At 70.8% G+C, this 14,264-nt stretch carries 13 protein-coding genes; 4 read left to right on the top strand and 9 right to left on the bottom strand.

Annotation, left to right across the window (positions count from 1 at the left end):
* Nucleotides 1-38 precede the first annotated feature (38 nt).
* Genes ccsB through hemL form a run of 6 tightly spaced genes read right to left on the bottom strand, consistent with a single transcriptional unit; the run spans nucleotide 39 to nucleotide 6,131 of the window.
* On the bottom strand, nucleotides 39-1,073 hold the full coding sequence (gene ccsB, locus ACMCNK_RS24760) for a c-type cytochrome biogenesis protein CcsB (protein ID WP_412738765.1): 1,035 nt from the start codon (nucleotides 1,071-1,073) through the stop codon (nucleotides 39-41).
* A complete protein-coding gene (locus ACMCNK_RS24755; protein ID WP_412738764.1) occupies nucleotides 1,073-2,713 on the bottom strand; it encodes a cytochrome c biogenesis protein ResB in 1,641 nt (546 codons plus the stop codon). The genes ccsB and ACMCNK_RS24755 overlap by 1 nt, the downstream gene beginning before the upstream one ends.
* Nucleotides 2,710-3,585 (bottom strand): cytochrome c biogenesis CcdA family protein, encoded by an 876-nt coding sequence (locus ACMCNK_RS24750; protein WP_412738763.1) that lies wholly within the window; start codon nucleotides 3,583-3,585, stop codon nucleotides 2,710-2,712. The genes ACMCNK_RS24755 and ACMCNK_RS24750 overlap by 4 nt, the downstream gene beginning before the upstream one ends.
* Nucleotides 3,585-4,142 (bottom strand): TlpA family protein disulfide reductase, encoded by a 558-nt coding sequence (locus tag ACMCNK_RS24745; RefSeq protein ID WP_412738762.1) that lies wholly within the window; start codon nucleotides 4,140-4,142, stop codon nucleotides 3,585-3,587. The genes ACMCNK_RS24750 and ACMCNK_RS24745 overlap by 1 nt, the downstream gene beginning before the upstream one ends.
* Before the next feature lies 1 nt (nucleotide 4,143).
* Nucleotides 4,144-4,797, bottom strand: a complete 654-nt coding sequence (locus tag ACMCNK_RS24740) for a histidine phosphatase family protein (protein ID WP_412738761.1) — start codon at nucleotides 4,795-4,797, stop codon at nucleotides 4,144-4,146.
* Nucleotides 4,794-6,131: a glutamate-1-semialdehyde 2,1-aminomutase gene (hemL, locus tag ACMCNK_RS24735; protein ID WP_412738760.1), complete on the bottom strand. Its 1,338-nt coding sequence runs from the start codon at nucleotides 6,129-6,131 to the stop codon at nucleotides 4,794-4,796. The genes ACMCNK_RS24740 and hemL overlap by 4 nt, the downstream gene beginning before the upstream one ends.
* A gap of 143 nt (nucleotides 6,132-6,274) precedes the next feature.
* Here hemL and ACMCNK_RS24730 point away from each other — a divergent pair, with 143 nt between their 5' ends.
* The gene (locus ACMCNK_RS24730; protein ID WP_412738759.1) at nucleotides 6,275-6,613 is read left to right on the top strand and encodes an STAS domain-containing protein; all 339 of its coding nucleotides are present in this window, start codon (nucleotides 6,275-6,277) and stop codon (nucleotides 6,611-6,613) included.
* A 53-nt stretch (nucleotides 6,614-6,666) separates the two neighbouring features.
* A complete protein-coding gene (locus ACMCNK_RS24725) occupies nucleotides 6,667-7,509 on the top strand; it encodes an inositol monophosphatase family protein (RefSeq protein ID WP_412740973.1) in 843 nt (280 codons plus the stop codon).
* A 1-nt stretch (nucleotide 7,510) separates the two neighbouring features.
* On the opposite strand, the gene ACMCNK_RS24720 is transcribed toward ACMCNK_RS24725, so the two are convergent.
* Nucleotides 7,511-8,128 (bottom strand): phosphoribosyltransferase, encoded by a 618-nt coding sequence (locus ACMCNK_RS24720; protein ID WP_412738758.1) that lies wholly within the window; start codon nucleotides 8,126-8,128, stop codon nucleotides 7,511-7,513.
* A 417-nt stretch (nucleotides 8,129-8,545) separates the two neighbouring features.
* Here ACMCNK_RS24720 and ACMCNK_RS24715 point away from each other — a divergent pair, with 417 nt between their 5' ends.
* Nucleotides 8,546-8,749, top strand: coding sequence for a cold-shock protein (locus tag ACMCNK_RS24715; RefSeq protein WP_412738757.1), 204 nt, complete (start codon nucleotides 8,546-8,548; stop codon nucleotides 8,747-8,749).
* 172 nt (nucleotides 8,750-8,921) lie between these two features.
* Nucleotides 8,922-9,200: a hypothetical protein gene (locus tag ACMCNK_RS24710; protein ID WP_412738756.1), complete on the top strand. Its 279-nt coding sequence runs from the start codon at nucleotides 8,922-8,924 to the stop codon at nucleotides 9,198-9,200.
* A gap of 26 nt (nucleotides 9,201-9,226) precedes the next feature.
* Here the strand turns inward: ACMCNK_RS24710 and ACMCNK_RS24705 are convergent, their stop codons facing one another.
* Together ACMCNK_RS24705 and ACMCNK_RS24700 are read right to left on the bottom strand one after the other, a co-directional pair.
* On the bottom strand, nucleotides 9,227-9,775 hold the full coding sequence (locus ACMCNK_RS24705) for a two-component system response regulator (protein ID WP_412738755.1): 549 nt from the start codon (nucleotides 9,773-9,775) through the stop codon (nucleotides 9,227-9,229).
* Complete coding sequence (locus tag ACMCNK_RS24700) at nucleotides 9,768-14,165, bottom strand: HAMP domain-containing protein (protein ID WP_412738754.1); 4,398 nt, start codon at nucleotides 14,163-14,165, stop codon at nucleotides 9,768-9,770. The genes ACMCNK_RS24705 and ACMCNK_RS24700 overlap by 8 nt, the downstream gene beginning before the upstream one ends.
* Nucleotides 14,166-14,264: the final 99 nt, after the last annotated feature.

The following is a 14,264-nucleotide window of genomic DNA, read 5'->3' as shown; positions in this document are numbered from 1 at the left end:
CTTGCGTACGGGTGCGACAGTCCACGCCGGGGGCGGACCTACATGCCCGCGTTGGCGTACGAGTGCAGGCCCGAGAAGAACAGGTTGACGCCGAACAGGTTCATCAGCATGGTCGCGAAGCCCAGCAGCGCGATCCAGGTGGCCGTGGTCCGCTTGACGCTCGGGGTGGCCCGGGCGTGCAGGTAGCAGGCGTACACGACCCAGGAGATGAACGCCCAGACCTCCTTGGGGTCCCACCCCCAGTACCGGCCCCAGGACGCCTCGGCCCACAGCGGACCGGCGATGAGCGCGCCGAACGTGAACAGCGGGAACGCGAACGCGTGCAACCGGAACGTCAGCCGCTCCAGCGTGGCCGCCGCGGGCACCCGCTTGCCCAGCGAGTACGGGAACGACCGCTTGCCCGCATCGTGGCCGGTCTTGATGAGGAACATCGCGGCCGGCACTGCCCCGAACAGCAGGATGCCCGAGGCCAGGATGATGCTCGACACGTGGATGACGAACCAGTACGAGTTCAGCGCCGGCACGAGCGGCCCCACCGGTGTGTACGCGACCATCCCGGCCGCGCCGAGCAGCACCACCAGGGTCAGCGTGACGAAGAGTCCGAGGTGGCGGATGCCCGACCTGCGGCTGAGCACGGCCAGCCACGCCGCCGCCCCGACGAACGTGACCGACAGGATGAACTCGTACATGTTGCCCCAGGGCATGCGGTGCGCCGCGACGCCGCGGGTGACCAGCGTGCCCAGGTGAGCCGCGAGCGCGAATGCCGTGATGGCCACCGCGATCCGGCCGAACAGCGCCCCGCGGTCGCGCGGGCGCGCCGCCCCGACGGGCGGGACCGGCTCGCCGGCCGAGGCGAGGTCGCCGGGCGCGGCGTCGGCGGACGGCTCACCATCAGCGGGCGGCGTGTACGCGACGACCGGCGCGCCCGCCCCGACGAGCTGCCGGGCGGGCCGGGTGGCCGCGCGGCCGATGTGGCTGCGGTTGCCGAACGAGTACTCGGCGGCGTGGCACACCATCGCCGCCAGGTACGCCAGCACCGCGACCACCATGAGCTGGTTCGACAACTCGGCCATCACGCCGTCCCTCCGCTCTGGACCGGGCGGGCGACCGCCCGGGTCACGACCGCCCGGCTCAGCTCCTCGAACTCGGCGCCGAAGCCGGGATAGTCGGTGCGTGGCAGGCCACCGGCCTCCACCACGCTACCGCCGCCCGGGCCCTCGCCACCGGGCAGGGGCGAGACCCGGAACCAGACCCGGCGCCGGTGCCCGGCCAGCGACAGCATCAGCCCGGCCAGGCCCAGTACCGCCCCGGCCAGCACGAGCGACTGGGTCGGGTCGTAGCGCACCGACAACGTGATGTACTGCCGGGTGCCCAGAAACTCCAGTTTCGTCCCGTCGTCCAGCGTCCACGACGCGCCCGGCTTGAGCCGCTGCGGGCGCTCGCCGCCGACCCGCTTGAGCTCGCCCGTGGTGATCTGCGCGCGGTTGAGCGCGTACACCGAGCCGGGGATGCCGGCGTCCACCCCGAGATTCCCCCGGTACGCGGTGAGGAACAGCACCGGGTCCCGCTCGGCCGGGAACACCGAGGAGGCCGTGCCCTTCGGGTCGACCGTCGGCAGGTACACGCCTTCGAACCCGACCTGCAGGGTCTCGTCGCGCTTGCCGGTACGCGGGTCGACGTTCGCGTCCGGGAACGTGGCGACGCCCTCGCTGGTCAGCATGCCGTCGCGGGCCAGGAACGGGAACACGTTGGTCTGCTGCTGGCCGAACCGGTCCGTGTAGCGCAGGACGGGCGCGTACCCGTGGCCGATCAGGTGCACGTTCGCGTGGTGCAGCCGCAGCGGGTCGTTGACCGCGAAGGACCGGGTCGACGTGTGGCCGTCCTCGTCCACCGCGACCGTGGCCCGGAACGACTTCGGCTGGCCGGTCGGCTGGTAGCTGGCGGCGAAGCCGGTGAGGTGCAGGCAGAAGTCCGGCAGGTCGGCCGCATCGACCCGGGGCCCGAGCGCGGAGTCGTCGAACTGGGTCACCGAGTTGCAGAACCCGGTGTCCGCGCCCTGGACGAGCAGGCGGCTGCCGTGCCAGCCGTACCACGAGCCGAAACCGACGCCGACCAGCACCGCGAGCAGGGCGAGGTGGAACAGCAGGTTGCCGGTCTCCTTGAGGTAACCCTTCTCGGCGGAGACCGTCACCACGCCGTCGGGGAGCTCGCGGACCACCGTACGGAAGCGGCGGCGGCGCAGGGCCGACGCGACCTCGGCGGCCACCGCGGCCGGATCGCCCGCCTGCTCGGCGGGGGCGGCGTGTTGCGGCAGCCGGTCCAGGCGGCGCGGCGCATCCGGCGGCCGGGTACGCAGCGCGCGCACGTGCTCCAGCAGGCGGGGCACCACGCAGCCGACGAGCGAGGTGAACAGCAGCAGGTAGATGGCGGCGAACCAGGGCGCCGCGTACACGTCGAAGCCGCCCAGGCGGTCCAGCACCGGGGCGAGCTGGGGATGCGCGGCGAAGTAGGAGGCGACCTGAGTCCGGTCGACCGGGCGCTGCGGCAGCACCGAGCCGGGCACCGCGGCCACCGCCAGCAGGAACAGCAGCACCAGCGCCGTACGCATGCTGGTGAGCTGGCGCCACGAGTTGCGCAGCAGGCCCCACACCGGATTGGCCCGGCGCGGCGGCGGCGCGGCCGACGGCACCGCCCGCTCCTCGACCGCGGTCACAGCAGGGTCCCCGCGTCGAAGTCGAACGTGGTCTGCAGCCAGATGAGGAAGTCGTTCCAGCCGCCGGTGACGAGCACCAGCCCGACCACGATGAGCAGGGCACCGCCGATGCGGGTGACCCAACGGCTGTTGCGGCGCACCGCCGCGAACACCCCGAGCAGCCGCCGGAAGAACAGCCCGAACAGCACGAACGGCAGACCCAGCCCGAGGCTGTACGCGAGCGCGAGCACCACGGCCCGGTCGGTCTGCCCGCTGCGCGTCGCCAGGCCGAGCACCGCCCCCAGCGTGGGACCGGTGCACGGCATCCAGGACAGACCGAACAGCGCGCCGAGCACCGGGGCACCGAGCAGCCCGGCCGCCGGCACCCGGTGGATGCGGACCTCCCGTTGCAGGCCCGGGATCACGCCGAGGAACGCCAGGCCGAGCACGATGACGAGCCCGCCGAGCACGATGTCGAGGGCCTGCTTGTGCGCCAGCAGCGTCAGGCCGATGTTGGCGACCAGCGTGGCGAGCAGCGTGAAGACCGTGGCGAAGCCGAGCACGAACAGCACCGTCCCGGCGAGCACCCGGCCCCGGCCGCTCAGCCTCGCGGCCCGGGGTGGGGCCGCGACCGCGACGCCGCCGACCGCCAGGCCGCCGCCTTCGGCCGCCGCGCCGTCGATATCGGCGTCGTGACCAGCGGCGGGCTTCGGAACGACGCCCAGGGCGGCGTCCAGATCGGCACCGGCCAGCCCGGTCACGTACGACAGGTAGCCCGGCATCAGCGGGAGCACGCACGGAGACAGGAAGCTGACCAGGCCCGCGAGGGCGGCCGCACCGATCGCCAGCAGCAGGGGCCCGCTGGCGGCCGCGTCGGCGAACGCGCCGCCCATCAGCCCGTCCCCTCCGCGGCGACCCGCTCGACCAGCGGCTGCAACTCGCCGACCGTGGTGGCCCGGCGCAGGGCGACCGCGATCCGGCCCTGCTTGTCCAGGATCAGCGTCGACGGGGTGCTGACCTGCGTCACGTCGAACTTCAGGGCGACCTTGCCGTCGGGATCGTAGATGCTGGGGAAGCTCACCCGCCCGCGCTCGAACGCCAGGGCCGCGTCCCGGCCGTCGCGCGAGTTCACCCCGACGAACGTGACCCCCTTGGCCTTCGTGGCGCCGTACGTCTGCTCCAGGTCGTCGGCCTCGGCCCGGCACGGGCTGCACCACGATCCCCAGAAGTTGACGACCACGACCTTGCCCCGGTCCTGCGAGACGTCGTACGTGCCGCCGCCGAGCAGCTCACCGGTGACCTCGCGGGCCGCGGGGCGCTGCGCCGGGGTGCACTCGATGACGCCCTGCGGGCTGGTCGTGCACTTCTTCTCCCAGCTCTGCTCGCCGCAGCCGGTCAGCGCCGCGGCGGCGAGAGCGGCGACGGCCAGGACAGGGGCGAAGCGGCGCACGTCAGGCGCCCTTGGCGTTCCGGGCGCCGGGAGACATCGCGACCAGGTGGGCGGCGGGCTCGCGGTAGTCGATGCCGACCACCTTGCTCCCCTCGAACCGGAACGAGGTGACGCTGGCCAGCCCGCACTGGCGGCGGCGCGGGTCGTGCCAGAGGCGCTTGCCCTCCACGTACCGGCGCAGCGTCCAGATCGGGAGCTGGTGGGAGACGCAGACCGCCTCATGGCCCTCGGCCGCGACCCGGGCAGCCTGCAACGCTGCGAACATGCGCTGCGCGATCACCAGGTACGCCTCGCCCCAGGACGGGGTGATCGGGTCGCGCAGCACCCACCAGTTTCGCGGGTTGCGCAGCGCTCCGTCGCCCACGGAGACCTGCTTGCCCTCGAAGAAATTGCTGCTTTCGATGAGCCGGATGTCGGCGGCGATCTCCAGGCCGTACTGGGCGGCGATCGGCTCGGCGGTCTCCTGGGCGCGCTCCAGCGGGCTCGCCACGACGTGCGTGATGTCGCGGTCGGCCAGCGCCTCGGCATCGGCCTTGGCCATCTGGCGGCCCAGCTCGGAGAGGTGGAAGTCGGGCAGTCGCCCGTACAGAATCTTGGTGGGGTTGTGCACCTCGCCGTGCCGCACGACGTGCACGGTCGTCCGGGTCTCGCTCATCGGGTGCCTCCCGCCTGGGCGGCCGCCCGGGCGGCGGGCGGCAGTGCCGCGGCGATCTGCTCCAGCGCCTCGTCGTCGAGCGCGGTGGAGACGAACCACGACTCGAACGCGCTCGGCGGCAGGTAGACGCCGCGGGCCAGCAGCGCGTGGAAGAACGCCTTGAACGCGGCCGCGTCCTGAGTCTTGGCGGTCTCGTAGTCGGCGACCTCGGCATCGGTGAAGAAGACCGAGAACATGTTGCCCGCGGACGACAGGCGGTGCGGGACACCGGCGGCGGCGAGCGCGTCGGTGACGAGGCGGCCGACGGTGCCGGCGAGCTCGTCGAGGCGCCGGTAGGTGGCGTCGTCGGCGAGCCGCAGCGAGGCCAGCCCGGCCGCGCAGGCGAGTGGATTACCCGACAGCGTGCCGGCCTGGTAGACCGGCCCGGCCGGGGCGAGGCGGGACATGATCTCGGCCCGGCCGCCGAACGCCGCCGCCGGCAGGCCGCCGCCCATCACCTTCCCGTACGTGAACAGGTCGGCGTCGACCGGATCGAGGGCGGCCCAGCCGCCCGCGGCGACCCGGAAGCCGGTCATCACCTCGTCGACGATGAGCAGCGCGCCGTACGCGTGGGCCAGCTCGGCGAGCCGCTGGTTGAATCCCTTGCGCGGCGCGACGACGCCCATGTTGCCCGGCGCCGCCTCGGTGATCACCGCGGCGATCGCGTCGCCGTCCGCGGCGAACGCCGCCTCGACCGCGGCCTCGTCGTTGTACGGCAGCACGATGGTCTCGCCTGCGGCGGCGCCGGTGACCCCGGGCGAATCGGGCAGCCCGAGCGTCGCCACCCCGGAACCGGCCGCGGCGAGCAGGGCGTCCACGTGGCCGTGGTAGCACCCCGCGAACTTGATGATCTTGCTCTTGCCGGTGAACCCCCGAGCCAGCCGGATCGCGGTCATGGTGGCCTCGGTGCCGGAGTTGACCAGCCGCACCTGCTCCACCGGGGTGCGCCGGACGATCTCCTCGGCCAGCGCCACCTCACCGGCCGTCGGGGTGCCGAAGCTGGTGCCGTGGGCCGCCGCGGCCTGCACCGCGGCCACGATCTCCGGGTGCGCGTGGCCGTGGATCAGCGGGCCCCACGAGCAGACCAGGTCCACATACCGACGGCCGTCGGCGTCGAACAGCCACGGGCCGTGGCCGCGCTCCATGAACCGGGGCGTGCCGCCGACCGCCCGGAAGGCGCGCACGGGAGAATTCACCCCGCCCGGCACGATGGCGCGGGCGCGGTCGAACAGGGCCTGGGAGGCCGGGGCGTCGTCCGGGTACGGACGCGCGTCGGCGCGGGATGAGGTGGTCACAGCGCACCCATTCTGTCAGCGCCCCCCGACATCCGTCCGCCCAGCCCCGGAGCGAGGTGGAGCACATCACCCGAGGGCCGGGCCGGTCCGGACCCCGTCGCGCCGACGGCCCCTTGATGAACGGAGACGATAGGCTGGCCCGCGTGGAGCGGCCGGAGCTTTCCATCGCGGTCCAGCGCACCCCCGAGGAGGTCGTCTTCCACCTCGCGGGGGAGATCGACGTGCTCACGGTGACCCGCCTGTCGACCATGGTGACCGAGGAGCTGGCGGAGCCGCCCGGCCGGATCGTGCTCGACCTGGCCGGGGTGACGTTCTGCGACTCGCAGGGGCTGGGCACCCTGGTCGTGCTCAGCCGCAAGGCGCAGCACGCCCGTACGGTGCTGGCGCTCGCCAACGTGGGTGACTTCCTGCTCCGCGTACTCGACATCACCGGCCTCCGCAGCGCCCTCATGATCAGCAGCGCCCAGCAGCCCATGCCCTGATACTGCGGCATCCACCGGTCCCGGTAGTTCGCCCGTATGCTGCCGAGGTGCCAATGCCACGGGCAGCCCCGGAGACGACCGGGGCCCACGACCTGCACGCGCTGGCGATCGAAGCCGCCCGTGCGGGCGCGGCGGCCATCCGAGCAGTTTGCAAGGACGCGCTCCCCGGGCTCGACGGGCAAGCCTCAGCGGACCCAAACCGGCTCGCCGTCACCGTGAAGGACGGTGTGGAGGACTTCGTCACGGCGGCCGATCTCGCCGCCGAGGAGGCGATCGTCGCCACCATCCGGGCGACTCGGCCGGACGATCGCATCGTCGCCGAAGAATCCGGCGTGGAGAACGGCTCCAGCGACGTCTGTTGGTACATCGACCCGATCGACGGCACGGCCAATTTCATCGCCGGCAAGCCGGACTACGCCGTGAGCATCGCCGCACACCGCGGCGGCGAGCCGGAAGCCGCGGTCGTCTACCGGCCGGCCGACCAGACCTGGTTGGCGACCGCTCCCCACGACCGGCTGCAGGGCAACCTGGCGTACGGCCTGAACGCTCCCGCTTCCCTGGCCGCGGCAGAGGTCTCGTTGAGCCGGCCGCACGAGCCGGCCCGCCGCCACGAGGCGATGGCGTTACGGGACGCGCTGCTCCCCCTGGTCGCCCTGGAGCGCCGGGTCGGCTCCGCGGCCTGCGCCCTGCTCGAGGTCACCACGGGACGGCTCGACGCGTACGTTTCGGTGGACCTGCCGCCCTGGGACACCGCGGCCGGGCATCGGCTCGTCGAGACGGCCGGCGGATGTGTACGGGTGGTGCGAGTGCCGTCGGGTCATCCGGTGTCCATCGCGGCAGCCCCGGCTCTCGCCGATCTGCTGGCGGCCCTCGTGTCCGGGACACCTGGCTCGTAGCTCATTTTCGCGCGGCGTACGCCCGGCGTTCACTTTCCAGATCGTGATTCCAGCCGTCGATCATCCACGGCATTCCGATCAGCAGCCGCGCCGTTTCGTCGGGCTCTTTCCTGCCCGCTTCCCGGCCGACGTGGTCGGGCCGGAACACCGCGTGTGTCCGGGAGTACACCGCCGCGGTCCGCACCTCGGTGGACGGTGCACGCACGGCGATCCACTCGATCGCCTCGCGCATCGCCTCGCCGGTGTCATTCGTACAGGTGACCAGAATGATCTTCCGGAAGTCTGCGATATTCGGCGGGCCGCTGGTGATCCTGGTTTTCCGGGTCTGGGCCGGGCGGTCGACATCGATCGCCATGACGAGCGGCGCCTGAATCGCCAGGCCTTTCAGCAGGCCGACCAGCATGCCTCCGACGATGGCGCCGCTGCGGCTGATCGCCACGACCGCCTCCGGTCGAAACGCCCGATCCGATTCGATCTTCTTCGCCAACGCCTGGACGTCGCGCAGGACGACCTCGAAAGGAATGAGCCGGTGACGCCTGGGGCGGCGAGCAACGGCCGCGATTCCCGCGGCGGCGACCCATCTCGACAGGATCCCCGCAGCTAGACCGGTAATTTCCACGTTGGTGACCTTCCGACGTCGTACCCCGACGCAAACGACCCCCGTGCCCCGGGAATTGTATGGGACCGCGGCCAGCGACCCGATCGGCTGCACGGCCTCGCCATGATCGCGCCGGCGCCGCCTCCACGGTGGAAGTGGCGGGAAGGTTCTTGCAACGTATGTAGCTCATTGTGAACCCGGGTCAGCGTGGTGCAGGCGGGGTGACCTGCTTCACTCGCTACCGTGGGGCGGCGGCGGACTGTGTGCTAGCCTGGCCAGGTTGCTGTTTTGATTTCCGTAGACGTTTCCGGCGCCTGACTGGGTATCTGAACCCATGCGGGCGCTTTTCGTTTTTCGTGTCGTTTCGACGCGGGTGATCAACTCGGCGGCGTTAGAGTCCGCGCAGTGCGGTCTTTAACAGCCTGCGAAGGAGCAGACATGACTACAGGCACCGTGAAGTGGTTCAACGCCGACAAGGGTTTCGGCTTTATCACGCCCGACGACGGCGGCGCCGACGTCTTCGCCCACTTCTCCCAGATCGCGACGAGCGGCTTCCGCAGCCTCGACGAGAACCAGAAGGTGGAGTTCGACATCACCCAGGGCCAGAAGGGCCCGCAGGCGGAGAACATCCGCCCGCTCTGATCCACGCTCTGCGAACGGCGGCCCGACTTGTTCAGCGGGCCGCCGTTCGGCATCTCGCACCACCACCACGGCATCGTGAAGATCATCTGATCGAATCGATGCCCCGCCCTCCTGATGCCGGACAGACAGCCGGAACCGTGGGAACACGGCGCGACACCCAAAGGACATGACTATGACGACCTACTCGGGCCCAGCGAGGCTGATCCTGGTCGACGGCGCGTGCGTATCCGGCATGGCCTCGCTGAGTACGAACCAGCGCGGAGGAGTCAACGGCTGGGGCGGCACGTTCCGTCCGGACGAGGTCACGACGGACCTACGTGACGCCGCCGAAGAGCTTCAACTGGAACTGCCCTACGATCGGGTGGGGACGGTCGCCGTCACCGGCATGCGCAAGCTACTCGCCACGCAGGTGCTGATGTCGCTAGCAGGCCGCGGACCCGTGCCCTTCTGACGGCGCGCCGCACACCACCACCACGGTCACTGGCCCCAGCGGGCCTTCTCCAGCAGGTCGAGCGCGTCCGCTGCGGCGTCCGCGCCCCCCGAGCGCAGCACCCGCGCCGCCTCGTCCACCAGCTCGGTGAGCCGGGCCCACTGAGCGTCCCGTTCCCGCGTCGCCTCGGCCTGCGCCTTCAGCATCTGATTCTTGGTCCACAGCTCGACGAAGATGGAAACCTTGGCGCGCAGCACCCACGGGTCGAACGGCTTGGTCAGATAGTCCACCGCGCCGACCGCATAGCCACGCAGGGCGAGTTGCGCGTCACGGTCCGCGGCGGTCAGGAACAGGATCGGTACGTGCCGGGTACGCTCGCGCCGCTTGATGTGGCCGGCGGTCTCGAAGCCGTCCATGTTGGGCATCTGGGCGTCCAGCAGGATGACCGCGAAGTCGTCCACGAGCAGCTGCTTGAGGGCCGCCTCCCCGCTCTCCACCGCCACCGCCTGCACCGGCAGGCCCTGCAGGATGGCCTCCAGGGCCATCAGGTTGTCGCGACGGTCGTCGACCAGCAGTGCTTTGGCGCGCTCAGCCACGCTCACTCTCCGTCTCGGCGGCGGTAACCCACCGCGCCATCAGTTCGATGAGCTCGTCCAGGTCCACGGGCTTGGTGATGTAGTCCGTGGCGCCCGCGGCGAGGGCCGACTCCCGGTCGCCCGGCATCGCCTTCGCCGTCAGGAAGATTACCGGCAGGTCCGCGAAGCGCTGATTGCGCCGGATGCCGCGGGTGGTCTCGTACCCGTCCTGGTCCGGCATCATCGCGTCCATCAGCACGATGTCGACCTCCGGATGCTCGGCGAGCTGCCGTACGCCGTCCATCCCGTTGTCGGAGTAGAGCACGTGCAGACCGTGCAGCTCCAGCGCGCTGGTCAGCGCGAACACGTTGCGCACGTCGTCGTCGACGATCAGCACGGTGGCACCGTCCAGCTGGCGGCTGGCCGGCGAGACCGGGTGCGGGTCCGTGTCGGAGGTCAGGACGGGCATCTCCAGCAGCGGGATGTCCAGCGTCGGGGGCATCTGCCGGACCACCGCGGGCGCGGCGGTCAGGGCGGGCAGCGCGGGGCTGGGCAGGCTCGCCGACACGATGGCGTCCGGGATGTAGAGCGTGAACGTGGAGCCCTCCCCGGGCATCGAGGAGACCACGATGGTGCCGCCGAGCAGGGCGGCGAACTCCCGGCTGATGGACAGGCCCAGGCCGGTGCCGCCGTACTTGCGGGTGGTGGTGCCGTCGGCCTGCTGGAACGGTTCGAAGATCAGCGCCAGCTTCTCGTCGGAGATGCCGATGCCGGTGTCGTTGACCGCGAACGCCACCACCTGACGCGCCGCCATCAGCGACGACATGTCGAAGTCGGTGCCCTCCGGGGCCGGCGCGATGGTCAGGGTCACCGCCCCGGAGTCGGTGAACTTCACCGCATTCGACAGCAGGTTGCGCAGGATCTGCTGCAAGCGCTGCGGGTCGGTGACCAGCGACGGCGGCAGTTCCGGCGACACGTCGACGAAGAAGTCCAGGCCCTTCTCGTCCGCCTGCGGGCGGAACGCCTGGTCCACGTAGCTGCTGATGTACTCGAAGTCGACGACGTCCGGCTCGACGTTCATCCGGCCCGCCTCGATCTTCGACAGGTCCAGGATGTCGTCGATCAGCGACAGCAGGTCCGAGCCCGCACTGTGGATCGTCCGGGCGAACTCGATCTGCTTCTCGGACAGGTTCTGCTCCGTGTTGTCCGCCAGCAGCCGGGCCAGCAGCAGCAGCGAGTTGAGCGGCGTACGCAGCTCGTGGCTCATGTTCGCCAGGAACTCCGACTTGTACGCCGACGCCCGCGACAGCTGCTGCGCCTTCTCCTCCAGACCCCGGCGGGCCAGCTCGATCTCCCGGTTCTTCGTCTCGATGTTGCCCTTCTGCTCGCTGAGCAGCTGCGCCTTGTCCTCCAGCTCCGCATTCGTACGCTGCAACTCCGCGGACTGTTCCTGCAGCTCGCGGGCCAGCCGCTGGGATTGCGCGAGCAGTTCCTCGGTGCGCCGGTTCGCCTGGATCGTGTTGAGCGCGATGCCGATCGTGGCGACCAGCCGTTCCAGGAACGTCAGGTGCAGCCCGGAGAACGCGGCCACCGACGCGAACTCGATGACCCCGAGCATCTCCCCCTCGAACAGCACCGGCAGCACCACGAGGTCGTTGGGCGGCATCGCCAGCAGCCCGGAACGCATCGTCAGCGCGCTGTCGTGGGTGGCGCGCACCCGGACCGCGCGCCGGGACACCGCGGCCTGACCGACCAGCCCCTCGCCCGGACCGAACGTCACCTCGTGATCCCGGGCCACATATCCGTACGCGGCGGCCAGCCGCAGCCGCATCACCGCCTCCTCCTCGTCGACGAGGAAGAACGCGCCGAGCTGCGCGTCCACCAGCGGGGTCACCTCGGTCATGATCATGCGGCAGACCTCGCCCGGGTCCCGCTGGCCCTGCAGCAGACCGCCGATGCGGGCCAGGTTGGAGTCCAGCCAGCCCTGCTCCGCGTTCGCCTTGGTGGTCTCGCGCAGCGTCACGATCATCTGGTTGATGTTGTCCTTGAGCTCCGCGACCTCGCCCTGCGCCTCGACCGCGATGCTCTGGGTCAGGTCGCCGCGGGTCACGGACGTGGACACCTCGGCGATCGCGCGCAGCTGGGTGGTCAGTGTCGAGGCGAGCTGGTTGACGTTGTCCGTGAGGTCCCGCCACGTACCCGAAACGCCCTTGACCTGGGCCTGACCGCCCAGCTGGCCCTCGATGCCGACCTCGCGGGCCACCCGGGTCACTTCGCCGGCGAACGACGAGAGCTGGTCCACCATCGTGTTGACCGTGGACTTGAGCTCCAGGATCTCGCCGCGGGCGTCGACCGTGATCTTCTGCGACAGATCACCCTTGGCCACCGCGGTGGTCACGGACGCGATGTTGCGGACCTGCGCGGTCAGGTTCGACGCCATGTAGTTGACGTTGTCCGTGAGGTCCCGCCACGTCCCGGCGACGCCGGACACCTGTGCCTGGCCGCCCAGCTTGCCCTCGGAGCCCACCTCGCGGGCCACCCGGGTCACCTCGTCGGCGAAGCTCGACAGCTGGTCGACCATCGTGTTGACGGTCGACTTCAGCTCCAGGATCTCGCCCTGCGCGTCGACCGTGATCTTCTGCGACAGGTCACCCTTGGCCACCGCGGTGGTCACGGACGCGATGTTGCGGACCTGCGCGGTCAGGTTCGACGCCATCGAGTTCACGTTGTCCGTCAGGTCCCGCCACGTACCCGCGACGCCACGGACCTGGGCCTGGCCGCCCAGCTTGCCCTCGGTGCCCACCTCGCGGGCCACCCGGGTCACCTCGTCCGCGAACGACGACAGCTGGTCCACCATCGTGTTGACGGTCGACTTCAGGGCCAGGATCTCGCCGCGGGCATCCACTGTGATCTTCTGCGACAGGTCGCCCTTCGCGACCGCGGTGGAGACCTGGGCGATGTTGCGGACCTGGTCGGTGAGGTTCGACGCCATCGAGTTCACGTTGTCCGTCAGGTCCCGCCACGTACCCGCGACGCCACGGACCTGGGCCTGACCGCCCAGCTTGCCCTCGGTGCCCACCTCGCGGGCCACCCGGGTCACCTCGTCCGCGAACGACGACAGCTGGTCCACCATCGTGTTGACCGTGTTCTTCAGCTCCGCGATCTCGCCACGGGCATCCACAGTGATCTTCTGCGACAGGTCGCCGCGGGCCACCGCGGTGGAGACCTGGGAGATGTTGCGGACCTGGTCGGTCAGGTTCGCGGCGAGCTGGTTGACGTTCTCGGTGAGGTCGCGCCAGGTGCCGGAGACGCCACGGACCTGGGCCTGGCCGCCCAGCCGGCCCTCGGTGCCCACCTCGCGGGCCACCCGGGTCACCTCGTCCGCGAACGACGACAGCTGGTCCACCATCGTGTTCACGGTGTCCTTCAGCTCCAGGATCTCGCCCTGGGCCGCCACGGTGATCTTCTGCGACAGGTCGCCCTTCGCCACCGCGGTGGAGACCTGGGCGATGTTGCGGACCTGGGCGGTCAGGTTCGACGCCATCGAGTTCACCGAGTCGGTGAGGTCCTTCCACGTGCCGGCCACGTTCGGCACCTCGGCCTGGCCGCCGAGCTTGCCCTCCGTACCCACCTCGCGGGCCACCCGGGTCACCTGCTCCGCGAACAGTCGCAGCGTGTCCGTGAGCGCGTTCATGGTGTCGGACAGCTCCGCCACCTCGCCGCGGGCCGACACCGTGATCCGCTGCGACAGGTCACCACGGGCCATCGCGGTCGCCACCTGCGAGATCGAACGCACCTGATGGGTGAGGTTCGACGCCATCGTGTTGACCGAGTCGGTGAGGTCCTTCCAGGTGCCCGCCACGCCCCGGACGTCGGCCTGGCCGCCCAGCTCACCCTCCGTGCCCACCTCGCGGGCCACCCGGGTCACCTCGTCCGCGAACGACGACAGCTGGTCCACCATCGTGTTCACCGTGCGGCCGATGCGCAGGAACTCACCCCGCAGGGGTCGCCCGTCCATCTCGAGTGCCATGTGCTGCGAGAGGTCGCCGTCGGCCACGGCGACGATGACCCGGGAGATCTCGGTGGTGGGGCGAGCCAGGTCGTCGATCAGCGAGTTCACCGAACGCACCGTGTCCGCCCACGCTCCGTCGAGCCCCTCCTCGTCGAGACGTTCGGTCAGGCGGCCGTCGCGGCCCACGATGCGGCCGATGCGGCGTACGTCCATGTTCTGCCGCTCCTGCAGCGACACGACCTCGTTGAACGCGTCCGCGACCTCGCCGGCCGTGCCGGAGCGCCGCGGCAACCTCACCTTCAGGTCGCCGCGCCGTACGCGGCGCAACGCCTCGGCCAGTTCGCCGAGCAGGGCGGTCTCGTCGGGCGTGCCGACGCTGATCTGTTTGGCCACTGTCATGCTGTCCTCACTGACGGTGTCCGGGGTGGGCTCCCTATCTTCTCTCGCTTGGCCCGGCCATTGCGAGGGACGCCTTTGTGCACACGCCGGTGGGCAAGA

The sequence above is a fragment of the Krasilnikovia sp. MM14-A1259 genome (assembly GCF_047159535.1).
Taxonomy (GTDB): domain Bacteria; phylum Actinomycetota; class Actinomycetes; order Mycobacteriales; family Micromonosporaceae; genus Actinoplanes.
Note: the sequence above shows the minus strand (reverse complement) of the source record. Positions and strands in the feature narration are given on the sequence as shown.